The sequence below is a fragment of the Maribacter sp. 2-571 genome, assembly GCF_050589625.1.
GTDB lineage: Bacteria > Bacteroidota > Bacteroidia > Flavobacteriales > Flavobacteriaceae > Pelagihabitans.
The window spans coordinates 61,708-81,137 of sequence record NZ_JBNGOP010000025.1 but is presented as its reverse complement, the minus strand read 5'-3'; the positions used below and the strand labels follow the sequence as shown (position 1 = coordinate 81,137).

Genomic DNA, 19,430 nt, shown 5'->3' with positions numbered 1-19,430 from the left:
CCCCGCACAGGGCAGACCTAGATTGTTGCGAAAAGCAAAAATCCCCTAGGCCTGCCCTGCTTCCTCGCCAGCGCACCGCCAAAGCAATGTTTACATAATAGAAGTTATGGTAGCTTCCCTTTTGGTTGCCTACGGCGAGCTGTTATTGTTGCGGGCGTAGCCATAACTGCTATTATGTAAAATTGCCGCTATACCCTACACTAGACCACGTTTTTATTTACGTATTTTTGGAAGTAAACGAACAGAATATGATTGTACAATACTTATAGGCTAATGGATATTGATTTAACATTTTTAGAGCCTTACTTGATTTACATAATTGCGGGGTTCGTTACACTTTTGATTTTATACATACGGAGTTTTGTTCAGGAGAGCGGAAAAATTGCTGCATTGAAAAGAAAAAACAAAGAACTGATTGAAGAAACCGAATCTATTAAAAAGAACCATCAACTTGATATAGCGAAACGCAAATATCAATACGAGAGCAAAAAAGAACAGTATGTTAATTACTTCAAATTAATCGACCAGTTTACAAGCGAGGCCAACAAATCGACGCAGGAAAAATTAATGCCCATTTTAGAAGAATTTAATAGAAACTATCTGAACGCTTCCAGTCAAAACAATAAGCGAAATGAAAATAAAGCTATTACTGCAATGTCCAAGAAAATCCAAAAACTGACCTTCGAGGCCAATGAGGATTTAATGAAAATTAAACAAGAAACGAACACTATCAAGTTAATAGCAAGTGATGAAATCTTGGACAAGTTAAATTTGATGGAATTGGCTTATGACAGGAATATGGAAAAATCACATAAAATGATGTCCGACTTGCCAAAACTTATGTTGAGCAATGACCAAGAAGGAATGAAACGGAATCAAGAGGAAATAGAAGTATCCGGGTTAGTGATACAAAAAATCAAAGGTGATATTATAAAATTAATGCGGAAAGAGTTAAACGAAATATAAAACGAAAATATCATATTTACTTGCCCAAAACAAGATTACAACACCCAATTCAAGATGTGTTGTTGTCATGACAAACTTACTAATGCCGGGACGCTCCGTGGCCGCTCGGCCATCATTTTTAAGGATGGCGAACGCCTTTGCGCTCCTCCCTTCGGCTGCGCTCAGGGAACACGGCCGCAGTTAGCCATCCTTAAAAACGCTACCCTCGAAAACCGTCCGCCGACTTCATGACCTGCGACCTCCTGCTTTGGGAGCAGAAGACCATAGGTTCAAGTCCCTCTCTCGCCATACGTCCGCAAAACATCATGCCCCAAAGCCTTACCGAGCTAATACTATGAAATGCGGGGCAAAAGGCCCCTACGCTCCGCCATATCACGTTTAACCGGGGATTACATGGGCGTGATACTATAATCCCTTCCCCGAAAATCATTGGGCAGAAGCCTCCCGACGGTTCGGGATTGGTTACAGGGCAAGCGTTGGCGGCGTGGGCTTGAGGGAGTATTTTACATAGTTTACATTATAAGTACGGCCAAAAGGACAATGGGAACCGAAAATACCGAACCGTATTATAATGCAAATTATGTAACATACCGGGGCCAGGGGAGCAAGCAAAGAACAGGGGCTTTTTAGCATAAAAAACTGGGCTTTGCTTGCGAGGACTTAACGGTAAATATGTCTATCTTTAAAATTAACAAAAACGTTCTTTTACATACTTTTTTAGAGGTAACAGGCCAAAGAAAGGGCCGGGAACGCGTTTTTTTGCATAAGGGATTATGCGGGGAACTACATCTATGAGAACGGGGACCTTCAGTTCTTTAACCATGCCGAGGGGTATATTGCCCCTAACGGTTCCGGTGGGTACGATTACGTGTATCAGTACAGTGACCATTTGGGCAACGTACGATTGTCCTATACCGATGCCGACAACGACGGGGCCATAGACCCAAGTACGGAGATCATCGAGGAGAACAACTATTATCCCTTCGGACTGCAGCACAAAGGGTACAACAATGTTATCAATGGCGAGGAAAATAACTTCATGACCTACAACGGGAAAGAACTGGAAGAAAGTCTTGGTTTGGGCTGGTTGGATTATGGTTGGAGGAACTATGATCCTGCTTTGGGGAGATGGTTCAATATGGATAACTTGGCCGGAATGATGAAGAGCTATTCTCCTTATAACTATACTCTTAACAATCCGGTCTATTATATTGATGTTGATGGATTGTTTCCCGGAGATGGCTCTTATCGTAAAACCGATTACTATGATAGAGGCGATGGCACGGTCATTTATGACCCTAATGTTCACGGGCCCGATGATGTTCCAAATGGTGCCACCTATCTTGGCGAAACGTATTATGATGAGGAAACAAGAACCCTTTGGGGCATAGATGGCAAACCTGTGAGATATAATCCCATCGCCTTGGATGAAGTCGTAGTAACGGGTAAGAAGAAAAAATCAAGAAAAGGCAATCCGACTTATTGAGGCATTGGAAAGGAAGATAGTGGTACAAGAGGACCGCGAAAAGGAGAACTTGGTCATGGTGATTTACCTGGTTTTGGTACCGCTAAAGGAGGAGGGAATCCATGGATTAGATTTTGGGAATGGCTAATGGGCACATATGAAAGAGCGGATGCTGTTAAGGACATACTGCCTTCACCAACTTCAACGCCCAGTACAATGCAGCAACCACCACCACCGGAGCCTACAGTGGCAGACCCCTATGCCTTCAAGTTATTGAAGTATCGCAACGGAGAGTTCAGCACCGAGTTTTCGAATGATTTCTTTGTTCCAAGACATGGAGTGGACGGAGCTCATCAAAATGCGGTAAATACGGCAGATAGTATAATGTCGAATGATGTAGATGTTGATTCCATTAGTGTTAAGTCTCACGTGATTAGAGGAGGCGGACAGAATCTCAAATCCTCAGTTAAAGATACGACTGTAAGAAGGGAATAAAATGATAAATACCTAACATGATTTTAAGAAAAAAATTGATTTATCCATTAGTTTTAGTGGCTTTTGTCCATATTGGATGCTTAGAAGAAAAAAAAGGCTCAGTAGATGACCCGCAAGTAGTATTTTCTGTAACAGCTACTTCAGATACTGTACAAGTGGGTAAATTTGTGAAAATATTTGCTAAACTTAAGCAACCTTATTTTGCGAATGCCGAATCCGAGATAATGGTCTTCATGGAAAACAATGATAGTTTGCCCTTAAAGTCCGATTTGTCAAATGAGTATGATATTGATATAGCTATTTTTCTGAATTTAAAAAACGATACTACAAATCAAAAATGGGTTCGCAATATGGACTATAAAAAAACTACAATCTTTGGCCGTAAGTTTTCAAGAACAGGTATGCACACCATAAGGGGGTATATTATGGAATATCTTGGCAAGGTTCCTCCAATAGATGATAAGGCATTGGACAGTATACCGGTGAAAAAGTATTATTTTGAGAAAGAAATTTATGTGGAAGATACAAAGTAATAACGCCCCGCTCCCCGCTCCCGCTAGTCTGTGACTAGTGGCGTTCCGAGTAAGTATTATAGCGTTACGACCAAGGACTGCTGCGGGATTTCATTGTTTTTTGTGCTTTAGAGCGAAGCCACGTTCTTGTTGAAAAAGTCCTTGAACTTCTTTTTGGTCAGGAAAGAATCGATCATCTTGAATATCATGGAGCGTTCCTTTTTCGTCCAGTTCCTACATTGGCATAAGCTGGTTCTATGTCGGTAAAGAAGACGGTCCAACACTAAAATGGTTACCTTTGGCACGATCTGAAAACTGGCCCCACCCCTTTACAACGGAAACCCCGGCTCCCGCTAGTTTGTAACTAGTGGCCTACTGAGTAAGTACTATAAAATTATGACAAAGTGCACCGGCCGTACTCCGCTCGCAGCTCCCGCTAGTCTTTAACCGGTGGCGCGTCTGTCGTTGGCCTACATGAGTGGCCACCAGTTGCAAACTGGCGGGAGCATAATCTTACGCCACCAAACGGTATAGATTTTTGATTCCTATGAGCGGGTTCCCCTAACCCGATACTTGCATCGAAATAGTAAAGGACAGTTCTTTTTAATGCCTCGTAGGATTGCCCCTAAGTAGTTTACTCGATAATCGAGATTTAAAATGCTCCGACGCTTGCGTCGAAATCAATGGTAATTTTCGTTCTAATGCCTCGTGGGCTTGTCCCGAGGTCATTTACTTAAGGAAAACACAAACCAACTAGGGGTAATCTTTGGTTGCACCTAGGGCAATGAAATATAAATTATCTTTGTTATAAGTACAAATACCTTAGAAATCATGAATATAGAGACCACTAAATTGGAGTTGATGCATCTTTTATTGCAGACTCAAAAAGAAAGCCTATTGGCAAAGCTCAAAAAAGTGTTCGACGAGGAACAGATGGATTGGTGGAGCGAACTCTCGAAAGAAGAACAAGTGGAGATTGAAACAGGACTAGGACAAGCGGACAAAGGGGAATACACTTCCAATGGTACCGTAATGAAACGTTTTGATAAATGGCGTTGAAAATAGTCTGGACGCCACAAGCCGAAAAAGGTCTCGATACGGTCATAGCATTCCTTGAAGAGAAATGGACGGTAAAGGAAATCCATAATTTGGAAGAGAACCTAAAAAGTCTAATGGGGCGTATCGCCAAATACCCGATGATCTGTCCTGCGACCGCCAAACATAAAAATGTCCACAAAGGTTTGGTGGACAAGAATAACTATATCATCTACAGAATAAGGCCCAGAAAAGGCATTATCGAAATCATTAACTTTAGGGGTACGAAACAGGAACCTATCAAATAATTCTCCTAAAACAAAATCCAATTTTTTGCGAAAGGTAAAATATCCAGTGTTCCCTATTGTTCCGCTGGCCTCCGTGCTAACAAAGCAAGGTGTGCATAATAGCATTGTAATCACTCCTTCACCATGCTCTGGAGACCCCGAAAACAAAAGTCGAAACGTTTCCATCCGCGTCGGGACGCTCAATCGGCGTTTTGGTATCACTTTTAAGAGGGGCCAACACTTCTGCCAAATATCCAATCGACATAAGTCACACCATTTCAAAGTTAAAATGGTATTATCCGCTAATCGGGATAGTGTCACAGCCAATTCCATTAATATAGCTTAGAAGGCAGTTATTTCCTGTGCGTTCAAAACCAACGTTAAAAAAAGAGCCACAACTTCGCCTCCCTGTTTTTTAGGGTGCTTTTCGGCATTCTTCCTCGGGTTTTCTTCTCTAGAAAACGTTGTAAATCACTGATTTTCATTACTTTTTGATATGCTGACATTTAAATTTTTGATAACTTACCGTACTAACACTATAATCATTAACTAAATCAGTACGTATGAAAAAAGTAATCGCAGAATTTATCGGTACCTTATGGTTGGTATTGGGAGGGTGTGGAAGTGCCGTTTTGGCGGCAGGCTTCCCCGAACTTGGAATCGGTTTTGTTGGGGTGTCCATCGCCTTTGGTCTAACCGTAGTGACCATGGCCTATGCCATAGGGCACATTTCCGGTTGTCATTTGAACCCGGCCGTTTCCATTGGCCTTTGGGTAGGGGGGCGCTTCGATGGAAAGGACCTATTGCCCTATATTGTTTCACAGGTGCTTGGGGCCATTGCGGGGGCGGGAATCCTATACCTGATCGCTTCGGACCATGCAGGCTTTGAACTTGGCGGTTTTGCCGCAAATGGATATGGCGAACATTCCCCTGGAGGATATGGCATGATCGCGGCCTTGGTTGCAGAAATTGTGCTCACCTTTATTTTTCTTTTCGTTATTTTGGGAACCACCCATTCCAAGGCGCCAAAAGGTTTTGCCGGGCTGGCGATAGGGTTATGTCTTACTTTGATCCATTTAGTGAGCATTCCGGTGACAAACACATCGGTAAACCCGGCACGAAGTACCAGTCAAGCAGTATTCGTCGGTGATTGGGCCTTTGGCCAATTGTGGCTGTTTTGGGTCGCTCCCATCGTTGGGGCGCTATTGGCGGGAGTGGTGTATAAATACCTGTCCCCTGAAGCCGGTGATGCCTAATACCATTTTAACTTTGAAATGGTACTAGGAAATTGAACCGGTATTGGTACATTCCGTACGGAACGTGGTTCTACCCCTTACCGACCGTAAGGAACAACATAGGACGTCCCTTTTAAGTGGAAACACTTAAAAGGGACGTTTTTTAGCAATAAAACAAGGCTTGTTCGTTCTTGAATCGTTAGGCACGGAAACCATAAAAGAAAGAAATGGTCAAGATAAGAAAGTAGCCTAGTCACCTGTTTTGATGGTGGATGGCCGGGACATAAAATTCATTACAACGAACGCTATCACCGCTGGAAGCACCCACGCCATGCCAAAACTGCTCAATGGAATAAGGTGCTGTAAAAACAGTATGCCTTCCCCTAAACCGATACTCGCCATAAAATCAGGGATGCTGAATATACCGGTAACGATAATTACTCCCCGGAATACGGTTGTGGAGGTATATTTGTCGGGGAGTACGTTCAATATAATTAGCGCGATAGTAATGGGATAAATGATCATAAGAATAGGTAAGGCTACGGATATAATATAGGATACATCAAATTGGCCCATTACAATTCCCAAAACACAGCCGATACCTGTTGCCGCAACATAGGCCTTTTGCGAACCTTTAAAACAATGTTTTGCAACATCTGCAGTGCCGGTGACAATACCGACCGCTGTGGTAAAGCAGGCCGAACTAACCAAAATACTGAGTATCATATTGGCGCCGCTTCCCAGGTTTTGGGTACTGATACCATTGAGTAAGGCCGTGCGTGAAACAGTAGCTTCAAAAGCGCCATGGGCGAGTGCACCGGTCACAATAAGTCCGGTATAAATAAGCAACAGTCCAAAACCTGCCAGCAATCCTGCCTTGCGCACCAGGCTTTTCTTTTCCGAATACGGGGCGTTCGGGTATTTAAGGTCGATGGAAATGATGATGACCCCTCCCACGACAACGGCACCGATCGCATCAAAGGTTTGATATCCCTCTAAAATTCCCTCCGAAAACGGATTTTCAAAGCTGGAAAGTCCGAAAACATACTCTTGTCCGAGCAAGGTGCTACCGATTAGGGCCAGCAGCATCAGAATGATCGTAGGGGTAAGCACCTTTCCGATGCCATCGAGTATTTTGGAACGGTTCAACACAAAAATAAAGACCAAAACAAAATAGCATACGCTGGTTGCCAAGGGTGGGGTTCCAAAAAGTGGCGCTATCGCAATTTCATGGGTTACGGCCGCCGTTCTAGGGGAAGGTAGGGCAATGGAAATGCTATAGATCAGTAGCGCGTACACCCAACTAAAATTGGGGGATACCTTTTTTGCAAAATCGTAAATAGTCCCCTGTAATTTGGCATGTGCCAGAATACCACAGATCGGGACCAGTACGGCGGACAGGCAAAACCCCATGGCCACCAACCACCAAAGGTTTCCGGAACGAAACCCCAATAAAGGCGGTAAAATCAGGTTTCCCGCACCAAAAAATAGCGAAAAAAGGGCAAAGGCGGTGACAAAGAGCGCTTTTTTGGTTTTCATTTACAATGGGCTATAAGAATAGGTGCCGTTTATGGAAAACGATACGGGAAAGATACCCATTTCCATAAAAATAGAAAGGGGGCACTTTGCAAATTCGACAAAGACTTTCCTTGGCTCAAGTGGTAGTTCGTCGAACATTTTGTTCGAAATGAACCGTTCATCGAAAAAAGTAAGAAAAATTCGTTGGCGCCCCAATAAAAACTTAAGCGCGTGCGTTAGAGAAAAAAGCTTTTTGAAATAAGGCTTTCGAAGCAAAAGTTCAACACCTGGCAAAGCAAAACTACTTCCCCAAAAGTAGCTTGCTTTATAAAACCTACTGGCATGAAAAAAGTATTTTGTAATCTGTTCGGACACCATTACTCAGTGTCAAAAAAAGTAACGTCACACATCAAAGAATACAAATGTATCCATTGCGGTAGAGAGGTAACCACGGACGTAAGCGGAAAGCTCTCCGCACTTACACCGGAACTTCAAGACATCAATAACACTTTAGAGATCATATACCAAAAAAGACATAGAGCTGCGAAACAAGTAGCCTAATTATGCTTTGGCGAGCAAACCCCCGTTCTTAATGGGGGTTGAAGATAATTTCCTGAAAATTAAGTAAGCGCCCACTTTCTTCACTGTCGTATGCCCCACAACAGTTAAGCTGGAACGCCCTTGGTTTTTGGGAATTTTCTTTTTTGGGATAGGGATGGCCCCTCGGCCCCCTGAAACCATGCGAAAAGCGGTCACGTCCACATACGCATTGGCGTACTTTAGGAAGATTTTAACCGCAAAGAAGCGCGTTTCCGATACGTATAGATAATGGCAAAAATAGCGAAGGACGTACCCAATAGCGATGGTAAAAACTGGCTATAGGGCTTGTAGTGGGGAAGTACCGTTCCCGTGGCGGCCGATAGCAAGGCGGTAAAGGCAGCGATCATTTTATAGATGTGTTCGTACAACCAAAGGGTTTTATACTTTTTTCGGGGAATTAGGTACCGAAGCAGGTCGTATGAGATGATGAAAAAAAGAAATCCTACCGAAGCATAGATGATTACCGGGGCCCACATCATACCGATGGTTTTAAAATAGTACAGGAAATAGGAACCGGCCGCGATACCGACAACGACTGCGACGATATCTTGCCATTGTGGAAGGTTCGATTTGGTTTTTAAACACCGATACCCGGAATAACCGTTGTAGCCACTTAAAACGGTAATAACGATAAGAAATGCATTCCCTTTGAACACGAATACCCCTAGAAGCCCCGTCAGGATTACGATCGATAGAAGCCAAAGGAATATTCGCCCACTTTTCAGATGCCATTTTTTGCCTTTTTTGGTTGCCAAAGCAATCAACCCGACCAGCAATGCTATGGTTCCTGCGCATACGTGAACAATAATATTAGTTTGATGAAGAACAGCGTATTCGTCCATGTATATTGTTTTAAGCAAAGCTCTTCTAAAGCAAAGATCCACACGACCCGACCCATGGGCTGAACCAAAAAAGCTTACTTTTTTCTAAACTCGGACGGAGCACTGCCTGTATACTTCTTGAAATACCGATTAAAGGAAGACTTGGACTTAAATCCACATTCAAAGGCGATGCCCAACAGGGATAAATGGGCATGCGCTTGCGAGCATATCTTTTCTTTGGCCTCTGCTACCCGGTAACTGTTGACGAAGTCGTAAAAATGCTTTTTAAAATGTTGGTTGATGATTTGGGAAAGATGCGAAGGGGGAATTTGGGTCTGTTGGGACAGCAAATGGAGGTTGAGGTCCTCGTTCAAAAATGGTTTTTCTTTTTCCATGTGCAAGGTCAGCTTTTGGGCCAGTTGTTGGATAGCGGCTTCCGTGAGACCGGATTTTGCATAGGATGATTTTTCCAAGGGCGACGCTTTCGCATCATCATTTAAAAAAAGCGGTTCCATATTCGAAAAAATAGTAGTCTGTCGAAACCCGTAAAACCCGAATGCGATCAACACAAGGCCCGAGCAAATCCCTACAAGCGCAAAAGCGTTTTTTATCGGGAACAACTGAAACTGGGTGGCCCCAAAAATGAGGAAGGAAACTACTACAAAAAGCACAAAAGAGGCGTAAATGACGTAAACCGCCCATTTCAGGTTTATTTTTTCATCGTAGGAGAAGAGGGATACTATAGATTTTTGGTGTTTCCGCAATAACAACAGGTTCAAAAAAAAGTAGGTCGTGCCCGAAATGGCAAGCGGTACGGCATAGTAAAACATCCATAAAGGAGCGTTTTTCGGGGGCATAAAATACCCATTGGAAGCGGAAAGGACAAAGCCGTTTTTTTCGGCGAGCACCATTAACGTGATAACGTAAATGGGGTAAATAGCTAGATGTACAAAAACGCTTTTCCATGATATGGAATGCCCGGTAAGCGCCAGCAGATAAAGGAACAATAACGGTGTACTCAAAAGGGGCAGCGCAAAGCCCAGAACTCCGATAATCCCGGAAAGTGGAAACTGGAATATGGTTACCTCATAAAACCCGATTTGGCCTATGGTCACCAAAATCCAACTCAGAAAATAATAGTCGCTCCGTTTTTTGCCCCGTTTGAACAACAAGACCAAAAACATAAAAACACCAATACCCAAACCTGCATTTAAGATCGTCTCCATTTTTGATTTATGGATTGTGGTAACGATTTGTCCTCTGGGAAACTTCTCCTATTTCGAGGCAAAAGAATTCCACCCCTGCGCGGTCAATGGAATTTGACTGTTGTCCCGGGTCACCAAATGGGCACCCAATGAAGCATCGGTCATATGTCCGATTACCGTAAGGTTGGGATTTCCCTTGATTTTATCAAAATCCTTTTGATCAATGGTAAAGAGCAATTCATAATCTTCCCCACCGCTGAGGGCGACCAAGCTGCTATCGATCTTAAACTCTTCGCAGGCGTTAATGACCGTAGGGTCCAGCGGAATTTTTTCTTCGAACAGTTTGCAGCCGACACCGCTTTGTTTGCACAGGTGCAAAATTTCCGAGGAAAGTCCGTCGCTAATGTCGATCATGGATGTCGGACGAATTCCCAATTGGGGGAAAAGAGCAATAATATCCTTACGGGCTTCCGGTTTCAGTTGCCGTTCTACAATGTAGGCGTACGGATCTAGGTCGGGTTGGCTGTTCGGATTTACCTTGAACACTTCCTTTTCCCGTTCCAATACCTGAAGCCCCATATAGGCACCTCCAAGATCTCCCGATACTACCAATAGGTCGTTGGCCCGCGCACCTTTCCGATATACCACATCTTTTTCGGCGGCCGTGCCCAAGGCGGTAATGCTCAAGAGCATTCCCGCGGTAGCGGAAGTAGTGTCCCCGCCGATCAGGTCTACCCCGTAGGTTTTGGTAGCGAGCCGAATACCCTCATAAAGGGCTTCCAAAGCCTCGAGTGGAAAACGGTTGGAGACCGCTACCGAAACGGTAATATGGGTGGCTTTGGCGTTCATGGCGTACACGTCCGACAAATTCACCACCACTGCCTTATACCCCAAATGTTTTAAGGGCATATAACTCAGGTCAAAATGCACGCCTTCTATCAATAGGTCCGTGGTGACAACGCTGTGGTCATCGCTCAACTGAAGTACGGCGGCATCGTCACCGATTCCCATTACTGTTGCGGGCATTTCAATAGGGAAGTCTTTGGTAAGGTGTTCGATCAGCCCAAACTCTCCCAAACGTTCCAAAGCGGTACGTTCCTGTTCTTTATTTTCCAACATAGGGCAAAAATACAGGTATTTTTTGGCAATCGCTTTTCAAAAATGAAAACGCAGGTTACAACGGGGCAAAGGCCCAAAAAACGGCTGTGCATGCCATACTTCGGACCACGCAATAAGAAATAGTATCTTTAATACCATTTCTACCTTGAAATTACCCAAATAAAAAGCAGTGATTTTTTGCTTGGACGAAAAAGAAAAATCAAGCATAGCATTAGCTACGGTTGTTTTTTATTTTGAAGTATAAGCGGAAAAGGGCAATTTTTAATGGGTAATTTCAAGGTAGAAATGGTATAAAGTATGAAATGAGCTATAACAATTCTTGATACCAACCGAAATGATTATTGCCGAATTACATCTGACCATTAAAAAACAATAAATATTAACAGATGAAACAGATGACTTTTGTTAAAAATATAATGATGAGCACCTTGCTTTTTGCATTGCTTTTCAGTTGCTCCAATAATGATGATGGACCGAGCGGCCCAATGAATGACGACATTGGCAACGAACCGGACAGCGCAATAACACCTTGCGAGGATGGCATGGCCGGAGCATTTCCCTGCAATGGATACGATTTGGTCGGACAATTGCCGTTGGCCATTTTTACAGCTGATCGTGGCAACGACAGTTGGGGGTGGACCGACCCGGTTTCAGGCAAGGAATACGCCTTAATGGGGCTGGATAATGGAACGGCGTTCGTAGATATTTCCGATGACCAAAACCTGATCTATCTTGGAAAGCTGCCCACGGCTACGGTAAACAGTTCGTGGCGCGACATAAAGGTATATAACGACCACGCCTTTATCGTTTCCGAGGCCGCAGACCATGGCATGCAGGTGTTCGATCTTACCAGGTTGCGCAACGTTGCCGATCCACCAGTTGTTTTCGATGCCGATGTGCGCTATGGGGAGTTCGGGAACGCACACAACATCGTCATCAACGAAGAAACCGGTTTTGGTTATGCCGTGGGTACCGCAACCTTTTTGGGAGGCGGTCATTTTATTGATCTTCGCGACCCAAAAAACCCGCTGGCCGCCGGGGGGCACTCGGCCAACGCCTACACCCACGATGCACAGGTAATTACCTATTCCGGAGCAGATACCGACTATACCGGCCGTGAAATTTATATCGGGGCCAATGAAAATCAGGTGGTTATCGTAGATGTGACCGATAAAGCGTCGCCCACGGAAATTGCCACCATCACCTATCCGAACATTGGATATACCCATCAAGGATGGTTTACCGAAGACCAACGTTTTTTTATTTTAGGGGACGAAACGGACGAACAGCGCTTAGGGTTTCAGTCGCGCACCTTGATATTTGACTTTGCCGATTTGGACAATCCGCTATTGCACGATACCTATTTGGGCCCTACCAGTGCGATCGACCATAACGGATATGTAAAGGGGGATGAATTTTTTCTGGCCAATTACACTGCCGGGGTGCGGGTTTTAGATCTCAACGGAATTGCAGAACGAAACATTGTTGAAAAGGCATTTTTTGATACGCATCCGGAAACCGATGTGGCCCAGTTTAGTGGGGTTTGGAGCGTATACCCTTTTTTTGAAAGTGGAAAAATAGTCGTCAGCGACATCAATAGGGGGCTTTTTGTAATCAAAAAATCGACCGGTTTATGAGCAGTGTAAACGTACGATTGGCCATACCATTACTTTTTGGAACGCTCTTGCTGTCATGTACCGACAATGTGGACGACCTTATGGTGGCGGATTCCGAAGTGTTCCAGTTTTTAGGGGAAACCAGTTGGGTAAAAAGCTATGGGGGTACGGGAGCGGAAACGGCACGTTCGGTCATCTCCACTACGGATGGCGGGTATGCCATTTTAGGTTTTTCGGACAGTACGGACGGGGACCTGAGCGGCAAGGCTCTACCGGTAAACGATTATTGGTTGTTAAAACTGAATGGCGAAGGAAGCTTGGAATGGTCGAAAACCTTTGGTGGTAGCAAGGACGACCAAGGGCAGGCCGTAATACAAACGGCCGATGGCGGTTTTATGTTGACCGGGTATGCCATGAGCGACGATGGCGACGGAAGCAATAATGAGGGTTTTCACGACAATTGGTTGTTGAAATTGGATGCCGTTGGAACTATTGAATGGGAGCGCAGTTATGGCTTTTCCGGCCATGATCATTCCTATGATGTGGTGCAAACGGCCGATGGCGGCTACTTTTTTATCGGTTTTTTAGATGTTACCGCGGCCCGGGCCGATGGGTTTACGGAAAAAGGGACATCCCTTACAAGGCATGGCGTAGGCGAGTTTTGGGGAACCAAGTTGGATGCCGAAGGGAACATCGAATGGCGAAGGTATTTTGGGGGGACCAATAACGATCGGGCGCATGCCGTGGTGCAATCGTCCGATGGTGGTTTTGTAATGACAGGATTTAGCGAGAGTGCCGATTTTGATATTTCCGATAGCCGTGGAAGCTATGATTTTTGGGTGCTCAAGATCGATGCCGAGGGCACTTTGGTATGGGAACGCTCCTTTGGTGGTTCCGGTATCGAAATTTCCTATGATATCGTAAGGACCCCCGACAATGCCTATGCCATTGTGGGCAATACGTTCAGTACCGATACCGACATTTCTAAAAATAATGGGGAGTCCGATGTATGGTTGGTAAAATTGGACGACCAAGGAAACCTATTATGGGAAAATACCTATGGCGGTAGCGGTTTTGATGCAGCCCATAGCGTTCAAATAAGTAGGGACGGTGGCTTTATCATTACCGGCAATTCCAAGAGCAATGATAAGGATGCGGACCATAACCACGGGGAGAACGATTTTTGGTTGCTCAAAACCAATGGGGATGGCGGACTGGTTTGGCAAAAATCCTTTGGAGGGTCGGGTTTGGACTTCGGTTTTGATGCCTTGGAAAACACCGATGGTAGCATTGTTTTGGTAGGCGAGACCGGTAGTACGGATATGGCTGAAATCGACAATAAGGGAACGACCGACCTGGTACTGCTAAAAATACGGTAAACGGCCCGCAACGGTTTCGAAAGGGAACGATAGAAAAGGCCTATTAAAACATTTGTTATAATAATGTTACGAATTGGGTCGAAATCCCCAGTATGACGTATCTTTGAAAACTATTTAGAACAAATCCAAGTAACCATGATCCAAGTATCTGAAACGGCTCGAAAAAAGGTAATTTCCCTGATGACGGAAGAAGGGTTCGATGCGGGCCAAGATTACGTGCGCGTAGGCGTAAAAAGTGGCGGCTGCAGTGGCCTGTCCTACGAGCTTGATTTTGATAAGACCATTTCCGAAGCGGACAAGGTTTTTGAGGACAATGACGTACGCATTATTGTGGACAAAAAAAGTTTTTTATATCTCGTGGGAACCGTATTGGAATATTCGGGAGGCCTTAACGGGAAAGGGTTCGTATTCAACAACCCCAACGCACAGCGTACCTGCGGTTGCGGAGAGAGCTTTTCCCTTTAAGGACAAAGGCCTTTCGGGACTCGAAGGTACCTGACAATATGGTTGTCAAGAAAACGATATAATAAGTACTTCACGGAACGTAGCGGTGCGAAAGCACTTTTCGTTCAAATTTAATTAGAAGTTATGGCGTATACAGAAGAAGAGTTAAAGAAGGAACTGGAAACAAAGGAGTATGAATACGGTTTTTATACCGATATCGAGTCCGATACCTTTCCTGTTGGATTGAACGAAGATATCGTAGTTGCCATCTCCAAAAAGAAAAGTGAGCCGAAATGGATGACGGATTGGCGTTTGGAGGCCTTTCGACATTGGCAGGCGATGGAAGAGCCCGAGTGGGCAAACGTTACCTATGCCAAACCGGACTTTCAGGCCATATCCTATTACTCGGCACCCAACAGCAAACCAAAATATGATAGTTTGGACGAGGTAGATCCCGAATTGCTGGACACCTTTAAAAAGTTGGGAATCTCCTTGGACGAACAAAAGAAACTGGCAGGGGTTGCTGTGGATATCGTGATGGATTCCGTTTCGGTAGCGACCACCTTTAAAAAGACGCTGGCGGAAAAAGGAATCATTTTTTGTTCCATTTCCGAAGCCATAAAGGAACACCCGGAGTTGGTGAAAAAGTATATCGGTTCGGTAGTGCCCCAAAAAGATAATTTTTATGCGGCCTTGAATTCGGCGGTCTTTTCCGACGGAAGCTTTTGTTATATCCCAAAAGGAGTGCGCTGCCCCATGGAACTTTCGACCTATTTCCGCATCAATCAGGCAGGAACCGGTCAGTTCGAACGCACATTGGTCATCGCCGACGAAGGCAGTTATGTAAGTTATTTGGAAGGATGTACCGCTCCCTCAAGGGACGAAAACCAACTGCATGCGGCCGTGGTAGAGCTCATTGCACTCGATGATGCCGAAATTAAATACTCAACGGTACAAAATTGGTTTCCCGGAGATAAGGAAGGCAAGGGCGGCGTGTTCAATTTTGTCACCAAACGGGGTATTTGCGAAAAGAACGCCAAAATATCATGGACCCAGGTCGAAACCGGTTCTGCCGTCACCTGGAAGTATCCTTCCTGTATTTTAAAGGGCGATAATGCGATAGGCGAGTTTTATTCCATAGCGGTCACCAATAACTATCAACAGGCCGATACCGGTACAAAAATGGTCCATTTGGGTAAAAACACCCGTAGCACCATTATTTCCAAAGGAATTTCCGCCGGAAAATCACAGAACAGTTATCGTGGTCTGGTACAGGTGAACAGTAGGGCCGAAAATGCCCGAAATTTTTCGCAATGCGACTCCCTTTTAATGGGGAACGCCTGTGGCGCGCATACGTTTCCCTATATCGAAGTAAAAAACAAAACGGCCCAGATCGAACACGAGGCCACAACAAGTAAGATCGGGGAGGACCAGATTTTCTATTGTAACCAGCGTGGGATCGATACGGAAAAGGCCATCGCCTTGATCGTAAACGGCTTTAGCAAGGAAGTATTGAACAAGTTGCCGATGGAGTTTGCCGTAGAGGCACAAAAACTATTGGAAATCAGTTTAGAAGGTTCCGTGGGATAGGATACCGCACCTGAAAACTTGTGATGGGCTATTCTTGATCCGATAGCGACGTAGAAATACCAAGAAGCAGCTTTTTAAAAAAGAAAACGAAACACCAGAAATACCGAATTATTTAAACGAAGTAAGCATGTTAAAAATTAACGAACTACACGCAAGGGTAGAAGAGAAAGATATCTTAAAAGGAATTAACCTAGCGGTAAATGCGGGAGAGGTACATGCCATTATGGGCCCCAATGGTTCCGGTAAAAGTACCCTTGCCTCCGTTATTGCAGGGAAAGAGGAGTTCGAGGTAACCAAGGGATCGGTAGTACTCGACGGAGAGGACTTGGAAGATGCGGCACCGGAAGAACGTGCACACAAAGGCGTTTTCCTTTCGTTTCAGTACCCAGTGGAGATTCCGGGCGTATCGGTGACCAATTTTATGAAAACGGCCATCAATGAATCCAGAAAGGCCAAGGGATTAAAAGACATGCCGGCCAATGAAATGTTAAAGTTGATCCGAGAGAAATCCGAAATGCTCGAAATCGATCGTCGGTTTTTGTCACGTTCCCTGAACGAAGGGTTTTCCGGAGGAGAAAAGAAACGAAACGAAATTTTTCAAATGGCCATGTTGGAGCCCAAATTGGCCATTTTGGACGAAACTGATTCCGGTCTGGATATCGATGCCCTACGTATCGTGGCCAACGGCGTCAATAAATTGAGGAGCAAGGACAACGCCATTATCGTTATCACCCACTACCAACGACTGTTGGAATACATCGTGCCCGATTTTGTACATGTGCTGCACAATGGTAAAATAGTAAAATCCGGAGGTAAGGAGCTGGCGCTTGAACTCGAGGAAAAAGGATACGATTGGATCAAGAACGAAGCGGTGGTTTAAGTTTGTTCGGCACCGTTAACATGCGTGATGCCTAAGCAATTTGAAATAGATACTATGGATTTAAAGGATAAATTGATCGCCTCGTTTATGGCATTTGAAAACAATGTCGATATCGACCATCCCATACACGATGTGCGCACCGAGGCCATTAAAAATTTTGAAGAAAAAGGCTTTCCCTCCAAAAAGGACGAGGCCTGGAAGTATACTTCCTTAAATAGCTTGCGAAATACCGATTTCAGTATTTTTCCAAAGGAGGCGAACGCGCTGGAGTATAAGGATGTGAAGAAGTACTTTCTTCATGAAATAGACACCTATAAAATTGTCTTTATCGACGGTATCTACAGCTCTTTTCTATCCGAGACCACGCACGATGGTGTTGATATCTGTTTGATGAGCTCGGCCCTGACCAAGCCGATGTACAAACAGGTAATGGACGTGTACTTTAACAAGGCCGCCTCAAAGGACGAATCGCTTACCTCTTTAAATACTGCTTTTAGTAGGGAAGGGGCCTATATTTATATCCCTAAGAACAAAATGCCCAAAAAACCGGTAGAAATCATTCATTTTGCTACTGGAAACGAGGCATCCTTATTGCTACAGCCCCGTAATTTGATCATTGCCGAGGAAAATGCCGAACTACAGGTAATTGAAAGACACCAGAGTTTGACCGCTAACGAGGTGCTGACCAATTCGGTGACCGAGATCTTTGCGGCCAAAAACGCGATAGTAGATTATTACAAGGTGCAGAACGATAGCTCCAAGGCATCTTTGATCGACAATACCTATATCCAACAGAAAGATACCAGTGTTGTCAAGGTCCATACCTTTTCCTTTGGGGGCAAACTGACGCGGAACAATCTGAACTTCTACCAAAATGGGCAGCATATCGATTCTACCATGAAAGGAGTGACCATTCTTGGAGAAAAACAACACGTAGACCACCATACCTTGGTACACCATATTGAACCCAATTGCGAAAGTCATCAGGACTACAAGGGAATCTATGGGGAAAATGCCACGGGCGTGTTCAACGGAAAGATCGTGGTCGATAAAATAGCACAGAAAACGAACGCCTTTCAACAAAACAACAATATTCTTGTAAGTGATAAGGCAACGATCAACACCAAACCACAATTGGAAATTTTTGCCGATGATGTCAAATGTTCGCATGGCTGTACCATCGGGCAGTTGGACGAGGATGCGCTTTTTTACCTGCAATCGAGGGGCATTCCCCAAAAAGAGGCCCGTGCATTGATGATGTATGCATTTGCCAACAACGTATTGGAAAGTGTGCGCATTCCAGAGTTAAAAACACGTATCAATAAATTGATCGCGAAAAAGCTCGGCGTCAATTTGGGTTTTGATCTATAGCCCTATAGCCAATGTTCAACCATTTAAGTGTCACCATTGCCCGAACGCAGGGTAAAAAGGTTTTGGACCAAACGTTTCGGTCGGTATGTTTGGTAGTGGTACTCTCCTTTTTTAACAGTACCTCCTCCGCACAGGAAACCCGTTTTGGGCTCAAGGCGGGCATGAATTACAGTACTATCGTAGGCGACCTTACCGAAGGGGTCAACCCAAGGTTTTCCGGACATTTTGGCGGGTTCGTTTCCGTACGCTATTCCAGAAAATTTGCGCTGCGGCCGGAACTGTTGTATTCCTCCCAAGGCTTTCAGTTCAATACCGACTTGGCATTTATCGAAGGGGGCGGCACTGGCGATGGCAACGATTTTAAGACCGCAGTGCAATCGAACTACCTTACCGTACCCTTGCTGGGAGACTTTTCGTTGAACGACCGCTTTTCTCTACAATTTGGACCTCAATTTGGATTTTTACTGAACGAGGTGACCAAACTGAAGAATTTTGAAGGGGTAGACGGTGGTGCTTTGGACGAAAAACGTTCCGTAAACGGCGATTTTGAACTGGATTATGGTGTGGCCGCCGGAGTTTCGTACCACCTTAACGAAGAATGGGCGGTTTCCGGCCGTATCTACCAGGGGGTGCGCAACCGTTTGAACAACGGGGCGGGCGGGGACGTTCAGAATTTTAATACCGTATTTCAAGTTTCTCTCAACTACCTTTTTCGTTAACCCCTCTACTCCAGATGTAGATAAACGTTTTGTTTTCTAAGGAAAAGAACAATTTTTAATGGGTAATTTAACATTAGAAATGGTATTACATAAAAGTTGGGCCGGGGTTTCGTTTTTAGACCGTTTACGCCACGGCTTGATCCGGATATCAAGTATCTTTGTATGCTAGAAAT

Annotated in this window: 18 protein-coding genes and 1 pseudogene; 14 read left to right on the top strand and 5 right to left on the bottom strand. The window is 44.6% G+C overall.

All coding sequences use genetic code 11. The features are described 5' to 3' along the window. Nucleotides 1–273: 273 nt before the first annotated feature. The 5 genes from ACRD7P_RS16315 (at nucleotide 274) to ACRD7P_RS16295 (ending at nucleotide 4,781) form a co-directional block, all read left to right on the top strand. Nucleotides 274–966 (top strand): hypothetical protein, encoded by a 693-nt coding sequence (locus ACRD7P_RS16315; RefSeq protein ID WP_430908720.1) that lies wholly within the window; start codon nucleotides 274–276, stop codon nucleotides 964–966. Nucleotides 967–1,855: 889 nt separating this feature from the next. Beyond that, complete coding sequence (locus ACRD7P_RS16310; RefSeq protein WP_430908719.1) at nucleotides 1,856–2,452, top strand: RHS repeat-associated core domain-containing protein; 597 nt, start codon at nucleotides 1,856–1,858, stop codon at nucleotides 2,450–2,452. A gap of 491 nt (nucleotides 2,453–2,943) precedes the next feature. Beyond that, nucleotides 2,944–3,459 (top strand): hypothetical protein, encoded by a 516-nt coding sequence (locus ACRD7P_RS16305; RefSeq protein ID WP_430908718.1) that lies wholly within the window; start codon nucleotides 2,944–2,946, stop codon nucleotides 3,457–3,459. Nucleotides 3,460–4,269: 810 nt separating this feature from the next. Then, on the top strand, nucleotides 4,270–4,497 hold the full coding sequence (locus ACRD7P_RS16300) for a hypothetical protein (protein ID WP_430908717.1): 228 nt from the start codon (nucleotides 4,270–4,272) through the stop codon (nucleotides 4,495–4,497). Then, nucleotides 4,488–4,781 carry a type II toxin-antitoxin system RelE/ParE family toxin gene (locus tag ACRD7P_RS16295; RefSeq protein ID WP_430908716.1) on the top strand — a complete coding sequence of 98 codons (294 nt, stop codon included), beginning with the start codon at nucleotides 4,488–4,490 and terminating at the stop codon, nucleotides 4,779–4,781. The genes ACRD7P_RS16300 and ACRD7P_RS16295 overlap by 10 nt, the downstream gene beginning before the upstream one ends. Nucleotides 4,782–4,899: 118 nt before the next feature. Here the strand turns inward: ACRD7P_RS16295 and ACRD7P_RS16290 are convergent, their stop codons facing one another. Then, the gene (locus ACRD7P_RS16290) at nucleotides 4,900–5,025 is read right to left on the bottom strand and encodes a hypothetical protein (RefSeq protein WP_430908714.1); all 126 of its coding nucleotides are present in this window, start codon (nucleotides 5,023–5,025) and stop codon (nucleotides 4,900–4,902) included. A 295-nt stretch (nucleotides 5,026–5,320) separates the two neighbouring features. On the opposite strand from ACRD7P_RS16290, the pseudogene aqpZ reads away from it, so the two are divergent. Next, nucleotides 5,321–6,016: pseudogene (gene aqpZ, locus ACRD7P_RS16285) on the top strand (aquaporin Z); the annotation flags it as partial. A 228-nt stretch (nucleotides 6,017–6,244) separates the two neighbouring features. Here aqpZ and brnQ read toward each other — a convergent pair. Next, on the bottom strand, nucleotides 6,245–7,534 hold the full coding sequence (gene brnQ / locus ACRD7P_RS16280; protein WP_430908713.1) for a branched-chain amino acid transport system II carrier protein: 1,290 nt from the start codon (nucleotides 7,532–7,534) through the stop codon (nucleotides 6,245–6,247). Nucleotides 7,535–7,855: 321 nt separating this feature from the next. Between brnQ and ACRD7P_RS16275 the strand changes: the two genes are divergently transcribed. Then, entirely contained in the window at nucleotides 7,856–8,074 is a 219-nt protein-coding gene (locus ACRD7P_RS16275; protein ID WP_430908712.1) for a hypothetical protein, read from the top strand. Nucleotides 8,075–8,292: 218 nt separating this feature from the next. On the opposite strand, the gene ACRD7P_RS16270 is transcribed toward ACRD7P_RS16275, so the two are convergent. From ACRD7P_RS16270 to thiL, 3 genes are all read right to left on the bottom strand, one after another. Then, the gene (locus ACRD7P_RS16270) at nucleotides 8,293–8,955 is read right to left on the bottom strand and encodes a hypothetical protein (RefSeq protein WP_430908711.1); all 663 of its coding nucleotides are present in this window, start codon (nucleotides 8,953–8,955) and stop codon (nucleotides 8,293–8,295) included. A 74-nt stretch (nucleotides 8,956–9,029) separates the two neighbouring features. Then, nucleotides 9,030–10,160, bottom strand: a complete 1,131-nt coding sequence (locus ACRD7P_RS16265) for a helix-turn-helix domain-containing protein (RefSeq protein WP_430908710.1) — start codon at nucleotides 10,158–10,160, stop codon at nucleotides 9,030–9,032. A gap of 48 nt (nucleotides 10,161–10,208) precedes the next feature. Beyond that, nucleotides 10,209–11,258, bottom strand: a complete 1,050-nt coding sequence (gene thiL, locus ACRD7P_RS16260; RefSeq protein ID WP_430908709.1) for a thiamine-phosphate kinase — start codon at nucleotides 11,256–11,258, stop codon at nucleotides 10,209–10,211. A gap of 395 nt (nucleotides 11,259–11,653) precedes the next feature. Between thiL and ACRD7P_RS16255 the strand changes: the two genes are divergently transcribed. The 7 genes from ACRD7P_RS16255 to ACRD7P_RS16225 all read left to right on the top strand — a co-directional run bounded on the left by ACRD7P_RS16255 (nucleotide 11,654) and on the right by ACRD7P_RS16225 (nucleotide 19,257). Then, on the top strand, nucleotides 11,654–12,895 hold the full coding sequence (locus tag ACRD7P_RS16255; RefSeq protein WP_430908724.1) for a choice-of-anchor B family protein: 1,242 nt from the start codon (nucleotides 11,654–11,656) through the stop codon (nucleotides 12,893–12,895). Further along, the gene (locus ACRD7P_RS16250) at nucleotides 12,892–14,253 is read left to right on the top strand and encodes a hypothetical protein (protein WP_430908708.1); all 1,362 of its coding nucleotides are present in this window, start codon (nucleotides 12,892–12,894) and stop codon (nucleotides 14,251–14,253) included. Before ACRD7P_RS16255 ends, ACRD7P_RS16250 begins: the two co-directional genes overlap by 4 nt. 135 nt (nucleotides 14,254–14,388) lie before the next feature. After that, nucleotides 14,389–14,718 carry a HesB/IscA family protein gene (locus ACRD7P_RS16245; protein ID WP_430908707.1) on the top strand — a complete coding sequence of 110 codons (330 nt, stop codon included), beginning with the start codon at nucleotides 14,389–14,391 and terminating at the stop codon, nucleotides 14,716–14,718. 123 nt (nucleotides 14,719–14,841) lie between these two features. Beyond that, nucleotides 14,842–16,287 carry a Fe-S cluster assembly protein SufB gene (gene sufB / locus ACRD7P_RS16240; protein WP_430908706.1) on the top strand — a complete coding sequence of 482 codons (1,446 nt, stop codon included), beginning with the start codon at nucleotides 14,842–14,844 and terminating at the stop codon, nucleotides 16,285–16,287. Nucleotides 16,288–16,414: 127 nt separating this feature from the next. Next, a complete protein-coding gene (gene sufC / locus ACRD7P_RS16235) occupies nucleotides 16,415–17,167 on the top strand; it encodes a Fe-S cluster assembly ATPase SufC (RefSeq protein WP_430908705.1) in 753 nt (250 codons plus the stop codon). A 54-nt stretch (nucleotides 17,168–17,221) separates the two neighbouring features. After that, the gene (sufD, locus tag ACRD7P_RS16230; protein WP_430908723.1) at nucleotides 17,222–18,538 is read left to right on the top strand and encodes a Fe-S cluster assembly protein SufD; all 1,317 of its coding nucleotides are present in this window, start codon (nucleotides 17,222–17,224) and stop codon (nucleotides 18,536–18,538) included. An 11-nt stretch (nucleotides 18,539–18,549) separates the two neighbouring features. Further along, the gene (locus tag ACRD7P_RS16225) at nucleotides 18,550–19,257 is read left to right on the top strand and encodes a porin family protein (RefSeq protein ID WP_430908704.1); all 708 of its coding nucleotides are present in this window, start codon (nucleotides 18,550–18,552) and stop codon (nucleotides 19,255–19,257) included. Nucleotides 19,258–19,430: the final 173 nt, after the last annotated feature.

Coding starts and splice junctions, on each gene's coding strand:
- brnQ (WP_430908713.1), bottom strand. CDS start 7,534: ATGAAAACCAAAAAAGCGCTCTTTGTCACCGCCTTTGCCCTTTTTTCG.
- ACRD7P_RS16315 (WP_430908720.1), top strand. CDS start 274: ATGGATATTGATTTAACATTTTTAGAGCCTTACTTGATTTACATAATT.
- thiL (WP_430908709.1), bottom strand. CDS start 11,258: ATGTTGGAAAATAAAGAACAGGAACGTACCGCTTTGGAACGTTTGGGA.
- ACRD7P_RS16270 (WP_430908711.1), bottom strand. CDS start 8,955: ATGGACGAATACGCTGTTCTTCATCAAACTAATATTATTGTTCACGTA.
- ACRD7P_RS16275 (WP_430908712.1), top strand. CDS start 7,856: ATGAAAAAAGTATTTTGTAATCTGTTCGGACACCATTACTCAGTGTCA.
- ACRD7P_RS16250 (WP_430908708.1), top strand. CDS start 12,892: ATGAGCAGTGTAAACGTACGATTGGCCATACCATTACTTTTTGGAACG.
- ACRD7P_RS16225 (WP_430908704.1), top strand. CDS start 18,550: ATGTTCAACCATTTAAGTGTCACCATTGCCCGAACGCAGGGTAAAAAG.
- ACRD7P_RS16255 (WP_430908724.1), top strand. CDS start 11,654: ATGACTTTTGTTAAAAATATAATGATGAGCACCTTGCTTTTTGCATTG.
- ACRD7P_RS16300 (WP_430908717.1), top strand. CDS start 4,270: ATGAATATAGAGACCACTAAATTGGAGTTGATGCATCTTTTATTGCAG.
- ACRD7P_RS16305 (WP_430908718.1), top strand. CDS start 2,944: ATGATTTTAAGAAAAAAATTGATTTATCCATTAGTTTTAGTGGCTTTT.
- ACRD7P_RS16295 (WP_430908716.1), top strand. CDS start 4,488: ATGGCGTTGAAAATAGTCTGGACGCCACAAGCCGAAAAAGGTCTCGAT.
- ACRD7P_RS16290 (WP_430908714.1), bottom strand. CDS start 5,025: ATGTCGATTGGATATTTGGCAGAAGTGTTGGCCCCTCTTAAAAGTGAT.
- sufC (WP_430908705.1), top strand. CDS start 16,415: ATGTTAAAAATTAACGAACTACACGCAAGGGTAGAAGAGAAAGATATC.
- ACRD7P_RS16245 (WP_430908707.1), top strand. CDS start 14,389: ATGATCCAAGTATCTGAAACGGCTCGAAAAAAGGTAATTTCCCTGATG.
- sufB (WP_430908706.1), top strand. CDS start 14,842: ATGGCGTATACAGAAGAAGAGTTAAAGAAGGAACTGGAAACAAAGGAG.
- ACRD7P_RS16265 (WP_430908710.1), bottom strand. CDS start 10,160: ATGGAGACGATCTTAAATGCAGGTTTGGGTATTGGTGTTTTTATGTTT.
- sufD (WP_430908723.1), top strand. CDS start 17,222: ATGGATTTAAAGGATAAATTGATCGCCTCGTTTATGGCATTTGAAAAC.